This window comes from Terriglobia bacterium, assembly GCA_020072845.1.
Classification (GTDB): domain Bacteria; phylum Acidobacteriota; class Terriglobia; order Terriglobales; family Acidobacteriaceae; genus JAIQGF01.
The window spans coordinates 194,257-213,379 of the sequence record JAIQGF010000002.1 but is presented as its reverse complement, the minus strand read 5'-3'; the positions used below and the strand labels follow the sequence as shown (position 1 = coordinate 213,379).

At 62.2% G+C, this 19,123-nt stretch carries 13 protein-coding genes; 4 read left to right on the top strand and 9 right to left on the bottom strand.

Translation table 11 applies throughout. From position 1 onward, the window contains the following. Positions 1–31: 31 nt before the first annotated feature. The 3 genes from LAN70_02325 to LAN70_02315 all read right to left on the bottom strand — a co-directional run bounded on the left by LAN70_02325 (position 32) and on the right by LAN70_02315 (position 2,304). Complete coding sequence (locus LAN70_02325; protein MBZ5509983.1) at positions 32–796, bottom strand: hypothetical protein; 765 nt, start codon at positions 794–796, stop codon at positions 32–34. Between the two features lie 173 nt (positions 797–969). After that, positions 970–1,863, bottom strand: coding sequence for a tetratricopeptide repeat protein (locus LAN70_02320; protein ID MBZ5509982.1), 894 nt, complete (start codon positions 1,861–1,863; stop codon positions 970–972). 81 nt (positions 1,864–1,944) lie between these two features. Next, a complete protein-coding gene (locus LAN70_02315) occupies positions 1,945–2,304 on the bottom strand; it encodes an STAS domain-containing protein (GenBank protein MBZ5509981.1) in 360 nt (119 codons plus the stop codon). A 210-nt stretch (positions 2,305–2,514) separates the two neighbouring features. Between LAN70_02315 and LAN70_02310 the strand changes: the two genes are divergently transcribed. From LAN70_02310 to LAN70_02300, 3 genes are read left to right on the top strand one after another with little or no spacing between them, the layout of a single operon-like run. Beyond that, complete coding sequence (locus LAN70_02310) at positions 2,515–4,899, top strand: efflux RND transporter periplasmic adaptor subunit (GenBank protein MBZ5509980.1); 2,385 nt, start codon at positions 2,515–2,517, stop codon at positions 4,897–4,899. Positions 4,900–4,934: 35 nt separating this feature from the next. After that, positions 4,935–5,837 carry an efflux RND transporter periplasmic adaptor subunit gene (locus LAN70_02305; GenBank protein MBZ5509979.1) on the top strand — a complete coding sequence of 301 codons (903 nt, stop codon included), beginning with the start codon at positions 4,935–4,937 and terminating at the stop codon, positions 5,835–5,837. Further along, positions 5,834–7,978, top strand: coding sequence for an efflux RND transporter periplasmic adaptor subunit (locus LAN70_02300; GenBank protein ID MBZ5509978.1), 2,145 nt, complete (start codon positions 5,834–5,836; stop codon positions 7,976–7,978). Before LAN70_02305 ends, LAN70_02300 begins: the two co-directional genes overlap by 4 nt. Before the next feature lie 85 nt (positions 7,979–8,063). Here LAN70_02300 and LAN70_02295 read toward each other — a convergent pair whose 3' ends face one another. Beyond that, complete coding sequence (locus LAN70_02295; protein MBZ5509977.1) at positions 8,064–8,369, bottom strand: hypothetical protein; 306 nt, start codon at positions 8,367–8,369, stop codon at positions 8,064–8,066. 222 nt (positions 8,370–8,591) lie between these two features. Beyond that, positions 8,592–9,998 (bottom strand): sigma-54 dependent transcriptional regulator, encoded by a 1,407-nt coding sequence (locus tag LAN70_02290; protein MBZ5509976.1) that lies wholly within the window; start codon positions 9,996–9,998, stop codon positions 8,592–8,594. 227 nt (positions 9,999–10,225) lie between these two features. Between LAN70_02290 and LAN70_02285 the strand changes: the two genes are divergently transcribed. Further along, complete coding sequence (locus LAN70_02285) at positions 10,226–10,972, top strand: PilZ domain-containing protein (GenBank protein ID MBZ5509975.1); 747 nt, start codon at positions 10,226–10,228, stop codon at positions 10,970–10,972. A 74-nt stretch (positions 10,973–11,046) separates the two neighbouring features. Here the strand turns inward: LAN70_02285 and LAN70_02280 are convergent, their stop codons facing one another. The 4 genes from LAN70_02280 to LAN70_02265 all read right to left on the bottom strand — a co-directional run bounded on the left by LAN70_02280 (position 11,047) and on the right by LAN70_02265 (position 19,001). Then, the gene (locus LAN70_02280) at positions 11,047–12,501 is read right to left on the bottom strand and encodes a hypothetical protein (GenBank protein ID MBZ5509974.1); all 1,455 of its coding nucleotides are present in this window, start codon (positions 12,499–12,501) and stop codon (positions 11,047–11,049) included. A gap of 167 nt (positions 12,502–12,668) precedes the next feature. Further along, a complete protein-coding gene (locus LAN70_02275) occupies positions 12,669–13,850 on the bottom strand; it encodes an acyl-CoA dehydrogenase (GenBank protein ID MBZ5509973.1) in 1,182 nt (393 codons plus the stop codon). A 132-nt stretch (positions 13,851–13,982) separates the two neighbouring features. Beyond that, entirely contained in the window at positions 13,983–14,510 is a 528-nt protein-coding gene (locus tag LAN70_02270) for a L,D-transpeptidase family protein (protein MBZ5509972.1), read from the bottom strand. A 36-nt stretch (positions 14,511–14,546) separates the two neighbouring features. Further along, positions 14,547–19,001 (bottom strand): DEAD/DEAH box helicase, encoded by a 4,455-nt coding sequence (locus tag LAN70_02265; protein ID MBZ5509971.1) that lies wholly within the window; start codon positions 18,999–19,001, stop codon positions 14,547–14,549. Between the last annotated feature and the right edge of the window lie 122 nt (positions 19,002–19,123).

Genomic DNA, 19,123 nt, shown 5'->3' with positions numbered 1-19,123 from the left:
CCAAGCGAACATTCCGAGAAGGATCCGTGCCTTATTGCGAGGGAGGCTTAGCCTGTACGGCGAAATCCACGCCGCGCTCTTCATTCGCTTTTCGCGTGGCGTCGAGATCGAGGTCGGCGAGCGGAACCTTGCGCGCGCGCTCCTCGGAGAAAATCCACAGCACCTGCCCGACAACGGCATAGTTGTGGACTTCCGCCTGGTGTCCGTCGCGGTAGATGAGCACGGTCGGAGGCGCGGGTGGCTCCGGCTGCGGGCGCGTGGCAGGAACCGGCCGCGGCGTCTCAGTCGGCGTGCTCAGCGCATATTGCTGGCGGTCGGCCGCCTGCTGCTGCCGAACTTGGTCCAGTTCCGCTTGCAGGCGGTAGAGATCGCTCTGCAAGCCGGCGTCGTGGTCCGCCATGTATGCCGGAGCAGAGTATGTCCCCACGGCGGCGTTGGAGTACACGAAGTCGCTCTGAAGGCCGACCCCATAGTAGGGATACGCGGTATACGGATAGATCGAATACGGATACGAATAATAGGGATACGGATACGAATACGCGTAGGCGTACGGGTAGTAGAAGCGACGGGGATGGAATGGCCGCCGGTTGACGAATCCACCGAAGCCCGGATTACGTCCGAAGGCAACGCCGCCGCGCATTCCGAAGCCAACGCCGCCGTTCACGATGACTCGTCCGCTGGAGCGGGTGCCGACCGCAGCGCCGGCACGTGGAGAGGAGACTCCGCGGCGCTGGGCACACAAGGGTAGCGCGGTGACGACGATCAGGAGCGCGGCCGTGAAGATGCTCCGCCGCATGCACATATTATACGTCCGGTTCAGCCCTGACAGCGAATATTGGGACGAACGTCGCGGGACAAGCCGCGCTGGCTGTCAGTCATCGGTTATCGGTTATCGGTTAAGAATGGCGCCCGCGACAGCTTTGAAGGACCATCGAGAACCGTTAACCGACAACCGAAAACCGATAACCCTCAGTCCAGCTTCTTCTTCGCAATTGGCCGGGCGAAGGCGTTGGTGGGGTTGTGGCTGTTGACGCCGAGGACCTTGTGGTAATACTCGATGGCCTGCGTCTTGTCGCCGGATTTTTCGTATGCCTGCGCCAACAGGACCAGGATAAAGGGATCGCGCTGGTCGGCCTTTAGCAGGGCGGCGATGGCGGCCTTGGTGTCGCCGAGATAGAAGGCGACGTATCCCTCAAGGTAGGGGAAAAACGGCGCCTGCTGGAGGTTGGTGCCCTTGTCGAGGATGGCCTTGGCGGCGGCGACGTGCTGCTGGGCGTCGGCGCGCTTGCCGCGGCGGGCGGCGATGCGGGCCTGCGCGTGCTCCCAGCGGAAGTTCCACAGGTCAATGCCTTCGGGCTTGATGTCGCTTTGTTTCAGGCCGGCTTCGTGGCCCATCGCGTACCATTTCTGCGCGTTGTCGAGATCGCCGGATTCCAGGTAAATGCGGGCCAGTTCGTTGGCGACTTCGCCGGCGGCAAAGAAATTCTTGCCGGCAATGTCCTCGTCGTAGAGAGGCTGCTCGTAGCGGGCGGCGTCGGCAGCCTTGCGCTCGAAGGCGTAGGAGAACGCCATGTTGCGCATGGCCTGCGCCTTCGATTCCGGCGGCGCCACCTCGATGGCCTTGGCAAAGTGCTTACGCGCGTCGTCGTACTTGCCATCGAGATCGAGCACCACGCCGGCGCCGAGATGGGCCTGGTAAGAGCCCGGATCGGCCTTCAACACCTGGGTGTACAGGGCGAGCGCCTGGTCCTGGTGGCCTTCGTTGTTGAGCTTGCGCGCTTGCTTGATGAGGTCGTCGTTGGACTGCGCGAGCGCAGTGAACGACAGAAGGAGGATCGCGGCGATCAGTTTCGCGGTTTTCATGGGAGCCGAATTATCGCGGGGAGAAACTGAAATTGCAAATCGCAACACGCGGTCGAGGGCGAGCGCGTTCCACCACATATCTCAGCCGGCGGCGGCGGTTTCGGGGCTGAAGGACTGGACCGCGGCCATTTCGTCCTGGAAGACCTCGAACACGCTGAGCAGCCCGAGAATCTTCAGCGTCTGGGAAACCAGTTTGGAGGGATTGACCAGCTTAAGGGCGCCGCCCTTCTGCTTGAGGTTGGACTGGTACCGGACGAGCACGCCCACCCCGCTGGAGTCGGCCATGGGGACCTCGGTCATATTCAGCACGACGGAGAATCCGGATTCGGCCACGATCCCGTCGAGGGTGGAGCGGAGTTCGTCGACCGCTTCGCCGAGCTTCAATTGTCCTTTCAGTCTTACGGTGTGTACTTTGCCGTACTTGCGAACGTCAATATCCACGAAAACCCTCCCGGTCCCGACCCGGCCATTCTATCTGCAATCGCGCAACCGCGCGAACCCGGCTGTGGTGGCCATGGTTCGTTGACACCAGGGTACGCGTTTGTTAGAGTCCGCAGCACGTTACGGTAGTTTTTTGATATTTGCAAGCCTGTTGCTCGCGCTCCCCCAGCCGAGCAGGTGGGGACCTCACAAATCCTAAGGAGTCGCTGCATGGCGACGCAAAGACCCGCTGTTTCGACCCCCGAAGGCGACTTCGCCGGCCTGCTGCTGGCGGAGCGGGAGGTCGCGCCGCGCGCGGAAGTGATCGCACAACAAGCCGCCGCCCTGCTGGAAGGCTGCGCCATCAACGTCTACGTGTACAACGAGGATGAAAGTCCGGCGTGGCCGGTCAAGGGGCGCGTGGGCGAGGCGACGGTGGAGGAGTCGTACGAGGCAGCGACGCTGACTCGACTGGCGGAGACGCGCGAGCCGCTGCTGTTTTCCGGGACCTCGCTGGCGCGCGAGCATTACGCCCACCTGGATGTGCGGCGGACGATCGCCTCGCTGGCGTACGTGCCCATCCTGCTGGACGAGGTGCTGATCGGCGCCATCGAGGCGATCAGCTTCGACCGCGTGCTGGATGAGAATGACATCGAAACCTTGGACGAGTTGACGGAACTCTCCGCCCTGGCTCTGGCCACCGGCCTGGCCTACGAAAACGAGCGCAACAGCAACCTGGATTCGATTACCCGGCTGACGCAGCTCTACGACGTGGAAAAAGTATTCAATTCCACGCTGCAGATGAGCGAGCTGATGCCGATCATCTGCGCCAAGGTCCGCGAACTGCTGAACACGCAAGCGGTCAACCTGTACATGGTGGGAGACGCCGACCTGGTGCTGATGGCGCGCGATGGCGAAGACGAGACCGTGGAACTGGAGAGCGGCCCCGAAGCGATCGTGAAGCAGGTGGGCGACACGGGCGAGCCGGTGGTGATCACGGACGCGGCCGATGCCCGGCTCGCGGCACGCAATGGAGACCTGGAGGAGGGAAAGATCGTCGGGCTGATGGCGGCGCCGGTGGTGCACGAGGATTCGCTGGTGGCGGTGCTGGAATGCGTCAACAAGACCGACGGAACCGAGTTCGACGAGGACGACCTGTTCTTTCTGACGATGATGACGCAGACGGCGGCGGGGGCGCTGCACAACGCCAGCCTTATGGAAGCGGAGAAGAAGATCGAAATCCTGGAAACGCTGGTGGAGGTCAGCAACGAGATCACCTCGACTCTGAACCTGGAGCGCGTGCTGCAGGTGGTGGTGAACGCACCACAGAAGATCATGACGTATGACCGGGCGTCGGTGGCGCTGGAGAGCAAGGGGAAGCTGCAACTGAAGGCAGTCTCGGGCATGACAGAGGTGGTACAAGGTGACCCCAAGATACGCCTGCTCCGGGAAACCCTGGAGTTTGCTTCGCAATACGACAAGCCGCTGCACGTGGTGGCGCACGGCGACACGGTGGAAGCCGATCGCGAGGAAACGCGGCAGAAGTTCTTCAACTACTTCAAGGAGACGGGCGTACGCGGGTGGTACTCGGCGCTGCTGATGGATGACCAGGGCAAGCTGGGGGTGCTGTGTTTTGAAAGCACCGACCCCGACTTCCTGAGCGAGGTGCATTTCGAGTTTATCAATGTGGTGGCTTCGCAGGCGACGGTGGCGCTGCGCAATGCCTCGCTGTACGAGGAAGTTCCGCTGATCGGTTTGCTGGAACCGATCATTCAGAAGAAAAAGCAGTTCATGGCGATGGAGAAAAAGCGACGCGGAGCGTATGCCGCGCTGGCGGCCGCCACCATCCTTTTTCTGATTTTCGTGCCGCTCCCCATGCGCGTGTCGGGCGAATCTACCGTGGCGCCGCAAAGCAGCGCCACAATCCAGGCGGAAGTCCCGGGGGTCGTTCATAAGGTGTACGTGCACGAGGGGGATCGCATCGCCAAGGGGACGATCCTGGCCGACCTCGACGACTGGGATTACCGGGCGGAGCTGGCGGCGGCACAGGCCAAGCGAGAGACCGCATTGGCGGCGATGAACCGAGCGCTGGCCGCCAACGACGGCACCGAAGCGGGCATCCAGCAGGTGCAGGCGGAGTACTGGACGGCGGAATCGAACCGCGGGCGCGAACGTCTGGAGAGAACCAGGTTGCGCTCGCCCATTGACGGTGTCGTCGCCACGCCGCACATCGATACGCTGGGCGGAACCAAGCTCGCAGCCGGCGACACGCTCGCGAAGGTCGTGAACACTTCGCACGCGACCGTAGACGTCGCGGTGGATGAAACCGATGTCCCGCTGCTGGAAGCGGGGGAGAAAGCAACGGTGAAGCTGGACGGGTTTCCGTTGCGACGGTTTGTGGGACGTGTGGATCTCATCAGCCCGATGAGCACGGCGGTGGAGGACAAGCGCGTTTACTTTGCGCGCGTTGACATACCGAATCCCGAAGGAATCATCCGGCCGGGCATGTCGGGAATATCGAAGCTGAGTGTGGGGTGGAAGCCGGCCGGCTACGTGATGTTCCGCGGCTTCGGCATGTGGCTGTGGGCGAAGTTGTGGGCATGGTTCGGCTGGTGAGGAGTCCGGGGGATCGGGACATGGCGGAGGGATCTGTGAAACGTTTGGCGGTTTTGCTTGCAATGGGCGCGGCGGTTGTGACGTTGATGACGTCGTGCAGCAGCGATCGGACTGCGACCGTGAGCGCCGCCGCCGCGCCACCGCCGGCGACCGCTCCCGCGCGGCAAGCGGCGGCCAAGCCCAATCCTGAATACTTTGAAACTTCCGGGCCGCTGGTGGTCGAAAACCAGGTGGACGTGGCGGCGCAGCGCGAGGGCGTGGTGGCCAGAATTCTGGTGGACGTGGGCACACGGGTACGCAAGGGACAACTGCTGGCGCAACTGGATGACCGGCAGCTAACGGCGGATCACGAGGCGGCGAAAGCGAAGGCGGAGGGCACGCGCGCCGATTTGCAGCACTGGCAGGCCGAGCTGAAGATGCGCGAAGCCGACCTGTGGCGCGCGGAGCAGATGTGGAAAGCGCAGTTGATCACGCAGCAGCAGCTCGAGCACGATCGTTACTCGGCGCAGGGCGGCAAGTACTACCTCCAGCACCAGGAGGAAGATCTGAAGAACGCCGAGGCGGCCGAGAGATCGGCGCAACTGGAGCTGGATAAGACGCGCATCGTTGCACCGTTCGCCGGCGTGGTGGCCCGACGCTATGTTCGCGCGGGCCAGAGGATCGCCAACAACGAGCGCCTGTTCTGGGTGACAGCGATTGCGCCCCTCAATGTTAAATTCACCTTACCGCAGGAGTTTGCCGGAAAGGTGAAGCTCGGTGATCTGGTGCAGGTGGCACTAGCGTTCGATCAAGAAGCGAAGCACGCCGCGAAGGTCATTCTGGTCAGCCCGGTCGTAGACCCCGCCAGCGGAACTATCGAGTTGCAGGCACAGGTGGTGGGCGAACCGGGGCCGCTCCGTCCCGGGATGACGGTGAATATCAAGGTAGAGCAGCGATGAATCTGGCCCGAGTCCTGGAAGAGTCAGTTAGCGATCTGCCGCAACTGAGGCCGCGGCAGGTCCGACCGCGTCTCCACCCCAAGCTGGTGGTGAGGGAGCACGAGGAGCACGACGGCAGAATCTACACCATGTGCGTCCCGGGTGGACGCCCGCCGTGCTATTTCCGACTCACCGAAATGCAACACAGCATTGTGCAACTGTTCGACGGCGAACGCACGCCGGAGGACGTGGTGCAAGTTGCCGCCGACCGCTTGAGGCTCAACCTGTCCTTGGACGACCTTAAGACATTCGTGCAAGCATTGGAGGATGCTGATTTCTGGTACCACACGCCGCAGGAAAAGAGCGTGGCGCTGTGCCATCACCTGATGCAGGAACGCAAGCGCCGGCGGAAACCGGAAGGCGACTTGGCGCAGATCGTTCTCACTTCCTTTGATCCAAACCACTACCTGACATGGGTGAACAAGCATTGCGGCTGGATCTACTCGCGCTGGTTCACCGGCTGGTCATTCTTCATGCTCTTCGTCTGTTGCCTGATTCTGGGCTCGCACTGGCGCCAGGTGTGGGCCGACAGCTTGGATTTCTACAACTTTGGCGGGCGTGGTTTCGGCCACTTCCTAACTTTCCTGATCATCTTCCTGCTACTCGGCGCGGTGCATGAAACCGCACACGGGCTCACGTGCAAACACTTCGGGGGCGACGTCCATCGCATCGGCGCCATGTTGGTGTACATGACCCCGTGCATCTTCTGCGACGTGACGGAGGTGTACGTATACGGCGACCGCTGGGAACGCATGATGACGACCTTCTACGGCGTCTGGTCGGAAGTAGTGATGTGTACGTATGCCAGCGTCATCTGGTGGGCGACAGCGCCCGGGACGTTGCTGCACGAGGTGTCCTACTACGTGGTTCTATCCGGTGGGATTCTGTGTGTGCTGGTGAACTGGAACCCGTTCGCCAAGATGGACGGATACATGCTGTTCACCGAATGGTTCCGCATGCCCGATATCAAGGCGACCTCCACGAATTGGCTGATCTCCTGGATTCGCGTCAAGGTGTTTCACATGGCGGGCGAGGTGCCGTCCGTTTCCCGCTTGCGTGCAATCTGCTATACGGGGTACGCGCTCTTATCGGGATTCTATTGCTACGGCCTTCTGCTTTTTTTTGTCCGAATTCTGTATCACATCGTTTACTACTACACGCCGCAGTGGGCCTTCCTTCCCGCCGGGCTGCTGGCGCTGAAAATCTTTCGTTCCCGAATTGTGGAATTGGGGCTGTTTATGAAAGACCTCTATCTCGACAAGAAAGAATTGTTGCGGACATACAGGAAGCCCATTTTCGCGGGCACGCTGGCATTGGCAGCGCTCGGTTTATTGCCCTTGCGCCGCGACCGGGTGACCGAACGATTCCTGCTCGAGCCGGTGCAACGGGCGGTGTTGCGGGCGCAGGTACCTGGGCGCGTGGTGGAGGTGGAAGCCGATGAGGGGGAGCGCGTGCCAGCGGGCGCGGTGCTGGTGAGAATGCGCGACCTCCGGCTGCGCTCAGACGCGGCCCGGACGGCGGCGGAATATGAACTCGCCGAAGCCCGCGCCTTCCGCGCTCAGATGCACTATGCCGACTACGGCAGGGCCGAGCAGGAGAGGCGCGCGGCCCGCAGTGCCGCGATCATGTCGCGCGAAAAGGAGCAACAGCTCACCGTAGCCAGCCCGATCGCCGGCGTAGTCATAACCCCACGACTGCGCGACCTGCTCGGGTCGTATGTCGCGGAGGGAACTGAACTCGCCGAAGTAGTGGACACATCGAGCCTGCGAGCGAGAATCCTTGTTCGAGAGTCGGAGATGCAAAAGCTGCAGACAATTAACGGCATCAGGCTGCGAATGGACGGGCACTGGACCTTACTGACGGGAACCGTGATCTCCATCTCCCCGGCAGCGCAAAAGCCGGATGCCGGGCTCATAGGGAAATCGGAGTATCAGGGAATAACGTTGCCCGATTTTTTCGTTGTCACTGTCGCGTTGGAGAATCGCGAAGGAGAACTTCGTGACGGTATGACGGGAACGGCAAAGATCTACGGGCGGCGGCGCAGCCTCCTAGGAATCGTTACCGAACCGCTGTTGACTGCGGCGGCACGGCGCGTCTGGTAAGGCAAAGATTCGCAAGGGGTGCATTTAGCTGCACCCCCTTTGCGAAGTTACGCCGCTTTGTCTATCACTCACTACATCAAGCAAACTAAATCTTGCTGTTCGTCAGTGGGCTGTTGCTCAGCGGGCTGTTGCTCAGCGGGCTGTTGCTCAGCGGGCTGTTGCTCAGCGGGCTGTTGCTCAGCGGGCTGTTGCTCAGCGGGCTGTTGCTCAACGGGCTGTTGCTCAGCGGGCTGTTGCTCAGCGGGCTGTTGCTCAACGGGCTGTTGCTCAGCGGGCTGTTCGTCATCCCGGCACCCGCGACCTTCTGTTTGCCACCCACCTTTGACTTTTTGGTCGCTAGCAGGGCCTTCTTGGCGGCGGCGCGGCTCTTGATCAGAGATTTCTTCTGCATGTCCATCCCTCAAGTTGAATTTAATTCCTTGAACCCCGGTCTGGGCTGAGTAACTGCAAGCTCCATGCCAATTCGATCCAAGTTGGGTCGGAAGCCAGTTCGAACGGGGAATCAATAGCATGGAGCCGCAATTTCGCTTGCACTGATGAGAAATTCACAAGAACGATCGCAGAACGGTTAAAAATTTTCGCCTAAGGTTTAATTTTTAACCTCTGCGAAGGGTTAAATCCCGTACTTGCGGCATAGATATTTCATCTTTTGCGGGTCAACGTGCAGCAGCGCCGCAGCGCCGACCTTCTTGCCGGAAGCGCGGCGCAGGGCAGCCTGCAGGTAGGCGACTTCGATGCGGGCAATTTCCTCGTCGAAATCGATCCCCTCTTCGGGAATCAACAACGATTCCTGCTTTGCCGTGCTGGCAAAAAGCAATTGCTGGGGAAGGTCCCTGGGCAGGACCACCGGTCCCGGAACCATCAGCACAAGGCGCTGCATCAGGTTCTCCAACTCGCGCACATTGCCGTTCCACGCGTATTCCTCGAGGATGTCGATGACCTCCGGATCGAGCCGCTTGAGCGGCACGCGGTTGCTGGCGCAGTAGATGTGGAGGAAGTGATCGGCGAGCAGGGGGATGTCGTCGCGACGCTCGCGCAGCGGAGGCAGAAAGATCGGCACCACGTGGATGCGGTAATAAAGGTCCTCGCGGAAGCGCCCAACGCGCACCATCTCCTCGAGGTTTTCATTGGTTGCGGTGAGGAGCCGGAAGTCCACGTGCTTGCTGGTGCGGCCGCCGAGCCGCTGCACGGTGTGCGATTCCAGGACTCGCAGCAGCTTGGTTTGCAGTCCCGGGCCGAGGGTGGCGATTTCGTCGAGGAAGAGCGTGCCGGTATCGGCGAGCTCGATCTGGCCGGGCCGGGAGGCATGGGCGCCGGTGAATGCGCCTTTTTCGTGGCCGAACAGTTCCGATTCGATCAGGGCTTCCGGTAAGGCAGCGCAATTGAGACTGATAAAGGGCCGCTCGCGGCGCGGTCCGACAGCCACAATGGAACGTGCCACTAGTTCCTTGCCGGTGCCGCTTTCGCCGCGGATCACGACCGTCACATCGCTGTGGGCGACACGGAGAATGGCGTCATAGACGCGGCGCATGGCCTCGCTGCCGCCGATCAACTCGCAAAACGAGAACCGGCCGGCAATCTGCTCGGTGACGCGCCGGTTCTCGATCTCCATGGCGCGCTTGTCCAGCGCGCGGTCGAGGACGATTTGCAGCTCGTGGAAATCGACCGGGGCGGCAAGGAATTCATCCACAGGCACGTTGGCAGCGGTGAGCCGCAAGGCGTGATCGTGGCTCCGGGTCAGCGCGACCAGGACCAGGTCTTGGTTGATGCCGCGGAGCTTGGCCAGCAGGTCGATGGCAGCGCCGGGCTCTATACCCTGGGTGTCGAGATCGAGCAGGACCGCATCGAGCGTGGTCTCGCTTTGCAGAAGCGCCAACTGCGACCATGAATCCAGCATGCGGACATTGAAGGAGGGCTCGAGAAACTGATGGACGTCAGGCGAAACCGCGGCATCGGTCGTGATGAAGGCGATGCGGCGCGGCTCGGGCGCACGAGCGGCGGCGGCAGAACGGATGTCCATGGCCGGTTCCCCTTCCGGATGGGCGATCGAGGGTGGCGAATTATGTCAGATTTTCACCCCCAAGGGAGAAAAATTTATCTTTTCGATTGCCGGAGCGCCTGCCAGGCGGGAACCTGGAGGTTGCGGACGATCCGCCTGCGAGCCAGGAAACAGTTGACAGCGGAGTTCGGCTGCTCCAAACTTGCATTCTCCTCCCCAAAACTGCGGCCGGGCGAAAAGCGCCCTCCATGGGTACTTTCACAATGTTGCAGACGCGAAGTGAGCCCAGAACCTCGCATGAGTCGCCGGTGCGCGTGTTCGGCATGGACAGCGCAGGGAAACCCATCAATCAAACCGGATGGACGGTGGACATCAGCCGGCACGGGGCGCGCCTGAAGGGACTGGGCTGCTGGAGCGGGCCGGGCGAAACCATCGGAGTGCGCCAAGGGATGGAGAAGGCGCGCTTCAAAGTGGTATGGATCGGGAAGCCAGGCACGCCGCAGGAAGGCCAGGTGGGGCTGTTCTGCATCGAAACCGGGAAATTCATCTGGGGAGTTCCAGCGCCGGCCACCGAGGCGCGGACGACGCTTTCGTTGGCAGGCACGCTGCAAACCAGCGGCGTGCAACGGCCGCCGATCGGGACTGCGCCGCACAGCTTCGGCGGGCGCAATAACCGGCGCAAGGATGCGCGCTATTGCGCCAGCGGCGGGGCGAAAGTTCAGGAAATGGGGTCGCCGGCCGGACAATGGACCATGATCCACGACATCAGCCTCGGCGGCTGCTACGTCGAGACCACCACGCCGCTCCGCCCGGGAGTGCAGGTAGAAGCGGCGGTGCACATCGGCGACATTCAAATCGCCGCCCGGGGTGAGATCACCGTGGCACACCGGATGGTCGGGATGGGCGTGCGCTTCACCGACATGACACCGTTGAACCGCCAGCGGCTGGAATCCCTGATCGACCAGTTGATCCAAAGCGGGGCGGCAGAAGCGTGAAATACAGTTGTCAGTTATCAGTTCTCAGCGTTTCGCTGCGGGGTAACACCCAGCCAGCAATTTCCACTCAATCCTTAGCTTCCATCTCCCTGCAGCGCCCGGGCGGCGAGTTGCACCTGCTGGTGCATCTTCTGCAGCGAACTGGTGATGGCCGTGGCCTTGTCGGCCAGGCCTCGTTGCTCGGCAACAACTAAGAGGCCGCCGCACTGCTCCTGCAAATTCTGCGCCGCGCCGATGAGGAATGCCAGAGCATCGGCGTGGGGCTTCCACAAGTACGCCGAACTCTGTTTGCTGTCGAATTCGTGCAATTCCGACCGAATGCGGGCCTGGATGGCTACCGTCTGGCGCAGCGCGCCGGCGCAGTCGGCACGGAAGCTCTTTTCGGCCCCATAGTCGGCGCGAAAAGCGTCAAGCTCAGCGTTGCTTAGCACCACGTTCCCGTTGCGCAGCGGCACGACATTGGCGGATTTGGGGTCGGCGGCGAGGACGAAGTTGCGGATGGAATTTTCCATGGTGCGCAGCTTGCCCTGTTCGAGGGCCGGATTGACGCCGGCTGGGAGGGCTCCGCCGACGCCGGGCGCGTGCGCGGTGCGTCCGGTTAGGACACCGGGGACGGGCGTATGGGCCGCGGCGGCTGCGGCGGCGGCATGAGGATGCGCGCTGGTGCGCGAATCCACCGCTTTTTTCAGCTTCGAAATTTTGCGGAATTGTTCCTGCGCGCGGCCGTACTCGGTCTGCATGATTTCGGTTTGCTGCTCCTCGACCGCGGTGAGATGCTGGACGGTGATGTCGCCGTCCACGCGGCTCATGATGCTGCCGCCCTGCTGCTGCACGTTGCTGGCAAATTTCTTGATCTGCTGCGCGGTCTGCTTGAACAACTGGTCGAAGCGGCTGCCGAAGTAGACGTTGTAGGCGGCAATGGTGGAGAGCGCGCGCGGGTGATAGAAGGAATCGCCGAGGCGCTGCTTGATCTCGCGCACCCGCTGGATGACGCCGGAATCCATAAGCTGGTCGAAGTGGCCGTAATCGTCCACCTCCTGGCGGATGAAGGGAAACTCGCGGACCAACTGGCGGTGCTCCTCGGGCAGGGCGGCGGATTCCTCGGAGGCGAGGATGGTGTAGATCTCCTCTTCAAATTCCGAGGGCTCCTCCACGTTCATTTCCATCGGGATCTGCTTCTCGTGCGGGACCAGCGAACGATACAGGAAGGTAACGATGAAATCGGTCTTGTCGCGGTCGGGTTCGAAGCGCGACCTCTTGCGGACGAAGTGGCGCAACAGGGCCTCGGCGGTTTCCTGGGTAGTGGATTCCTTGAGCGCGTCGCGCACCATCAGTGGAGTGATCGCCAGGTCGAGCAGGTTCAGCCAGCGCTCCAGGTCATGAATGGATCTCTCGACGGCGCCCTCGGCCCCGGCCGCCGCGTCGTGCGGTACGGGCACGGGATGGCCGAGAACATCCTCCAGCAGTCCGATGTAGAAAGCATGGACCGCCGCCATGTCGAGCAACTGCTCCACCTGAGTAGGTTGCATCGCATACTCCTGCTGAAGGGTTTGGCCGATCGGGAGTTAGGAGAGTCTAGTGCAGACGAACAGGCGCGGCAAGGGGGAGTAACTGGGTATAGGCAAATTGGGTAATTGAGCAAGTAAATGCGAACCCCCCTTCACTCAATTACCCGATTACGCGATTTCACTTCCGACTACTTGCCGCCCAGCACGAGCTTGGCGATGGTCGCCAACTGCATGTTCGACGTGCCCTCGTAGATCTTGCCGATCTTGCAGTCGCGGAAATATTTCTCCACGGGATAATCCTTGGTGAAGCCGTAGCCGCCGTAGATCTCCACCGCCAGCGAGCAGACGCGCTCCGCCACCTGCGAGGTGAACAGCTTGGTCATGGCGGCTTCCTTGACGAAATTCATGCCGGCGTCCTTCATGCGGGCGGCGTTGTACACCATCAGGCGCGCCGCCTCGATCTCCGTGCCCATCTGCGCAAGCTGGAACTGGATGCCCTGGAATTCGGAAATCGCCTTGCCGAATTGCTTCCGTTCCTGCGCGTACTTGAGCGCGTGCTCCCAGGCGCCGCGCGCTACGCCCATCATCTGCGCCCCGATGCCGATGCGGCCTTCGTTCAAGGTCTCGATGGCGATTTTGTAGCCCTTGCCGACTTCGCCGAGCACGTTGGATTTCGGCACAGGGCAATCTTCCAGAATCAATTCGCAGGTGGAGGAGGCGCGGATGCCGAGTTTGTCCTCTTTCTTGCCGACGGTGAAGCCCGCAAAGTCTTTCTCGACCAGAAACGCGGTGATTCCTTTGTATCCGGCGCTCGGGTCCACGGTGGCGAGCAGGATGAACAGGCCCGCTTCCTTGGCGTTGGTGATCCACAGCTTGCGTCCGTTGAGGACGTAGTCGCTGCCCTTGAGCTCGGCTTTCGTGGTCAGCGCGAAAGCGTCGGAGCCGCTGCCGGCTTCGCTCAACGCGTACGCGCCCACTGTCTCGGTGGCCATTTTCGGCAGGTAGCGCTTTTTCTGGTCTTCGTTGCCCCAGCGCAGCAAGGCGTTGTTCACCAGCGTGTTTTGCACGTCCACCACGACGCCGGCGGAGGCGTCCACGCGCGACAGCTCCTCGACGGCGAGAATGGCTTCGAAGAATGTTCCGGCGCCGCCGCCGAACTGCTCGGGAATCTCGATACCCATCAGGCCGAGTTGGAAGAACTGGTCAATCAGCGCGTGGTCGAACACGCCTTTCTCGTCCATTTCGCGGGAGAGCGGCGCCACTTTTTCTTCCGCGAACCGGCGGACGTTGTCGCGAAAAAGCTGCTCGTCTTCAGTGAGCGCAAGCAGCGGCGCGGGAGTTTCAGAGCGTGGTGCGGCGACTTCGGGCATGGCAAATCCTTGGAAGAAGAATGACGACAGGCGAACTGAGGATTGTAATACGGAAGCTGTCAGCTTTCAGCCGTCAGCGATCGGCAAAAACCGGCACAAGGCTCGTTTTGAACGGACGTTCGAACTAAGTGGCTACGGACGGATCTCGATCGGCGTACCGTCGGGAACCGCGCGCCAAATTTCATCCATTTCTTTGTCGGTGACCGCGACGCACCCATCTGTCCAGTCAATGAAACGATGCAGACGGCCCAACCAGCCCAATCCGTTTGGAAGACCATGGATGAAAATGTCTCCCCCAGGTGATACGCCGCGCTGACGCGCCGCTGCGATTTGCTCCGCGGTCGGATAGGACACGTGCATAGAACGATAGAAGCGGCTGCCTGGATTGTGCCTATCGAGAATGTAGTTGCCTTCGGGTGTCTTGTGATCACCCTGTTGACCCTTATTGCCGACGGGACTACGGCCGAGGGCAACCGAGTAAGTTTTCAGCTGTGTGTTCCCGCCATAGAGAGTCAGTGTGCGTTCCGACTTCACGACCAAGACTCGATCAGCCCGAGCATTGAGAGGCAACGGTTGAGAATGAACGCTGGCGACAATCACTATTGCAACGAGAACCGCAATAACGAACCCGAAGGCGAAGCGTGCTAATCGAGACTTCACGCGGGAATTATAAGGTTTGCAATTGCGGGCGGGGAGTTAATCCCCGGTGGCTGTACTCGGAATGGCAAGCTCGGCCGCCATCTGCCGCTCCTCGCTGGCGACCGCCACGCCGTCGCGATAGGTAACCGTTTTTCCGGAAATCGCGGGCACGCGTTCGCCGGGAACCACGATGCCGACCAGGTTCAGCGGATCGGCAGCCGAGATGGTGATGATCTCGCCTGCGGGTTCCGTGCGGCGCAACGCGCGCAGCGATTCCACCGCCACCGGCAAGGCGTACTGCTCGCCGAGGAAGCCGCTGACGAAGCGGCCGCCGCGGATGTCGCCGCGCGCTTCCATGCGGCGGAAGGCCTGCACCAGCTCGCGCCATTTCGGCAGGATGGCCTCGCGCGCCAGCAGGTCGCGGAAGACCACGCCGTAGCGCGCCAGCAACATGGCGCAGGTGGCTTCGATCATCTTGTTGCGGTCGGGCTGCTCGATGGGATACAGCACCGACCAGCGTCCGGCGGAGTGTCGCGGGCGCGACGTCCTGCCGCTTCCCTGCCCCGAGCGGCGGCGCGGATCGATCAGCGAGCGCAGGTTATCGAAGCCGTCGGCAGTGACGAGCCCGGCGGCAACGAGTTCCCACAGCCCGGTTTCCACTTCCGATTTCAGCTTGCCGGTGCCGCGCACGATGTCGGCGAAAAATGACGCGCCACGCTGCCGCAGAAAGGTGAGCACGTCGCGCGCTCCATGGCTCAGGCCGCGCGCTTCCTCCTCGACGGATTCGGGACGGCGTGGCGTCATCCAATCCGCCTCTTCGCGCACGAAAAACGTGATCGGCGCAACGCTGGTGGGAATCACGCGGCGGCGGCCGTCGTGCGAGTCCTCCAGCGTGGCCGGGTGTGGCGACAACCGTCCCCAGCCGATCGCCCCTGTGAGGCAGAGCTGGTCGAGCTGCTTGGGATCGTAATCGGAGAGGCGGCGCGCCAGCACATGGCGCTCCCAGGAGTTCGCCGGCACTTCGAAGCCCTGCAACTGCCGCAGGACTTCCAGAAGACCGCGTTCGCCGGCCAGTTGCGAGCCGGACGCGACGTGCTGCCAGCGCAGCAGCCAGCGCATGAACTGCGCTTCCGTGACCGGCTCGATCTCTTTGCGCAGCGCGCCGAGCGTCAGGCGGTGAATGCGCGCCAGCAGGCGACGATCGCACCACTCCACGGTCGACGGCTGACGGTCGGCGGTCGGTGGCCGGAACGAGCCGCGCAGAATTGCTCCTGATGACTCCAGACGAAGCAGCGCCTGGTCAATCTCGGTTTCAGGAACGGCAAGCAGCGACGAGAGTTCCGCAGCCGTCGTCGGCCCGATGTGCTGCATCCAGCCGGTGAGCATCTGGAGAAGCGCGTCGGAGCGGTCGATGGTCGATGGCTCATGGCCGATGGCGACCGGTTCGGGGTCGAATGTTACTTCCGGATAGACGGCACGGAATGCAGGGCCGCGTTCGGCAGCGAGCCAGAAGGGATGCCCGCTCACGTGAGCAATAGTGGCGCGCTTCGAAGCGAGCAACGGCGCGAGAAATGGCGTCCATCCTGCTGCGCTTCCCTCAGGGGCTAAAGCCCCCATTTCATTGGCAAGTTTTTCGGCACGGCTGAAGCCGTGCCCCTCCGAAGTTAAATCCTCCGGCAACGCGATCAGCGTGAGCAGTGCGTCGTGCAATTCGTCGGCATCGCGCACGTCGGGCCAGGCTTCCTGCTGCACTTGCGCGATGGCGGCGGGATCAAGACGTCCGACCTCCTGCAAAACGGAGTCCGGCAGCACCTGGCGCATCTGCACGGCGCGAGCGCGACGCTCTTCCAGCGGCGCGTCGTCGAGAAAGGCGTACGGGTTCGCGTTCAGAATTTCGTGCGAGAACTGCGAAGGGACGGGCGTATCCACGGCCAGGCAGCCGATGGAGCCGTCCTGGATGCCGCGCAGCACGGCGCACAGTCCGTCAAGGTCCATGGCCTCGTGGAGGACGTCCTTCATCACTTCCTTCACCAGCGGATGGTCGGGAATCTGGATGTCGCCGGTGATGTTTTCGCCGCAGGCGGCAACGTCGGGAAAGACCGAGGCGAGCAGATCGTCGGCGAGGATGCGCTGCACCTGCGGCGGGATTTTCTTGCCGCCACGGAAGCGCAGCAGCGCGAGCGCGCGAGTGGCGTCCCAACGGAAGCGAGTGCCGAAAACGGGCGCGCCGGTGAGCACCGCCTGCTCCAGCACGCTTTGCACCGTCTCCGGCTGGAGGAAATTGAAAACATCGGCCAGCGGGAAACTGTGCTGCTCGGCGAGCGCGATGTTGAGGCCGTCGTCGGTAGCCGCAGCCTGCAATTCAAAATTGAAGCTGCGGCAGAAACGCTTGCGCAGCGCCAGCCCCCACGCCTTATTGATCCGGCCACCGAAGGGCGCATGAATCACCAGTTGCATGCCGCCGCCTTCGTCGAAAAAGCGCTCGGCGATGATGGTCTTTTGCGTTGGAACTTCACCCAGCACGGCGCGTCCGGCGACCAGGTGCTGGATGGCCTGCTCCGAGCCGGCAGCGTCGAGGCCACACTCTTCTTTTAACCACTCCATGGCTGCGACGACTTCGGGCAAACTGGTGGAGAACGCGACCGGCGAAGTTTTCCCCAGCCGGGCGCTGAGTTCTTGGCGCAGCAGAGCAACGTGTTCGGAAAGCTCGGCAGTGCGCGCCGGAGCTTCGCCCAGCCAAAACGGAATTCCCGGCGGCGCGCCGTGCGCGTCTTCCACCAGGACGCGGCCGGAGGAACTCTCGATGCGGCGAATGCGCCACGAGGTGTTGCCCAGGACGAAGATGTCGCCGGCCATCGATTCGACCGCGAAGTCCTCGTCCACGGTGCCGACCATGGTGCCTTCCGGCGAGGCGACGACCGTGAACAACGCATTGTCCGGAATCGCGCCGCCGCTGGTGATGGCCGCCAAGCGCGCGCCCCGGCGGGCACGAACGCGTCCGTTGATGCGATCGCGATGCAGGAATGCGCCGAAGCGGCCGCGGCGGGCCGAGATGCCCTCGGAAAGCATTCCTAGGATGGCGTCGAAATCCTGGCGCGCGAGATTGCGATAGGGATAGGCGCGGCACATCAGCGCGAAAAGATCGTCTTCGCTCCATGACCCGTTTTCGCTCTGGGCATCGACCTTGCCGTCGACCGTCGACTGTCGACCGTCGACCGAGCCCGCGCATGTCGCCACGATCTGCTGCGCGAGAATGTCGAGCGGCGCATCGGGAATCAGGATGCGGTCAAGCTCGCCATGCTTGATCGCCCGGATGAGGGCGGCACATTCGAACAATTCGTCGCGCGTGGTGACGAACAGGCGGCCCTTGGGAATCGCGCCACGCCAGTGACCGGCGCGTCCGACACGTTGCAGGGCGACGGCGATGGACCGCGGCGAGGCGATCTGGATCACCAGATCGATGGCGCCGATATCAATCCCGAGCTGCAGGGATGCGGTCGCCACCAGCACTCTGAGTTCGCCGTTCTTGAGCTTGTTTTCGGCGGTGAGGCGCAGTTTGCGCGACAAGCTTCCATGGTGCGCGGCAACGGTTTCCGCGCCCAACTTTTCCGCGAGATGATGCGATACGCGCTCCGCCATGCGCCGCGTGTTCACGAACACCAGCGTGGAGCGGTGCTTCCGAACCAGTTCGGCTATGCGCTCGTAGATCTCGTCCCACATCTCGTTGGACGCCACCGCGCCGAGCTCAATGCCGGGGACTTCAATCTGCAAGTCCATGGCACGGCGGTGACCGACGTCCACGATGGCGGGCATGTGTGGCACGGGTCTCTGACCCGTGAGGAAGCGCGCTATCTCCTCAATCGGCTTCTGCGTCGCCGAAAGCCCGATGCGCACCGGCGCCGCGTGCCCACTGCTTTCGATCAGGGCGTCGAGACGTTCCAGCGAAAGCGCCAGGTGCGAGCCGCGCTTGTCGCCGGCGACCGCGTGGATTTCATCCACGATCATCGTGTCCACATCGCGCAGCATGCGGCGGCTCTTCTCCGCCGTCAGCAGGATGTAGAGCGATTCCGGCGTGGTGACCAGGATGTGTGGCGGGCGCTGCAGCATGGCGCGGCGCTCGTGCATGAGCGTGTCGCCGGTGCGAACCGCGGTGCGGATTTCCGGCATCAGCAGTCCGCGCTCGGCCGCCAGTTGAAGAATTTCCCCCAGCGGCACTTCGAGGTTTTTCTGGATGTCGTTGCCCAGCGCCTTCAGCGGCGAGACATAGAGCACCTCGGTGCGGTTCTGGAGATCGCCGGCGAGCGCCTGCCGGACAAGGCGATCAATGCAGGCGAGGAATGCAGCCAGCGTTTTGCCCGACCCGGTGGGCGCGGCAATCAGCGTGGCATGCCGCGCCAGGATGTGCGGCCAGCCCTGCTCCTGCGGCTCCGTCGGACTGCCGAACTTCGCCAGGAACCAATCGCGAACCACAGGATGGGCCCAGGCCAGCGCGTTGTCACCCCGGGAAGACATTCTGCTCATTGTATGTGAAATTCTGAGTTTCGCCAATTGTTCGCTCTTGAGGGTCCTGTCCTAGCAAATTGCGAGACTACACTTCTTGAGAGGGCGCAACCGACCCCTTTAAACCCTCAAAT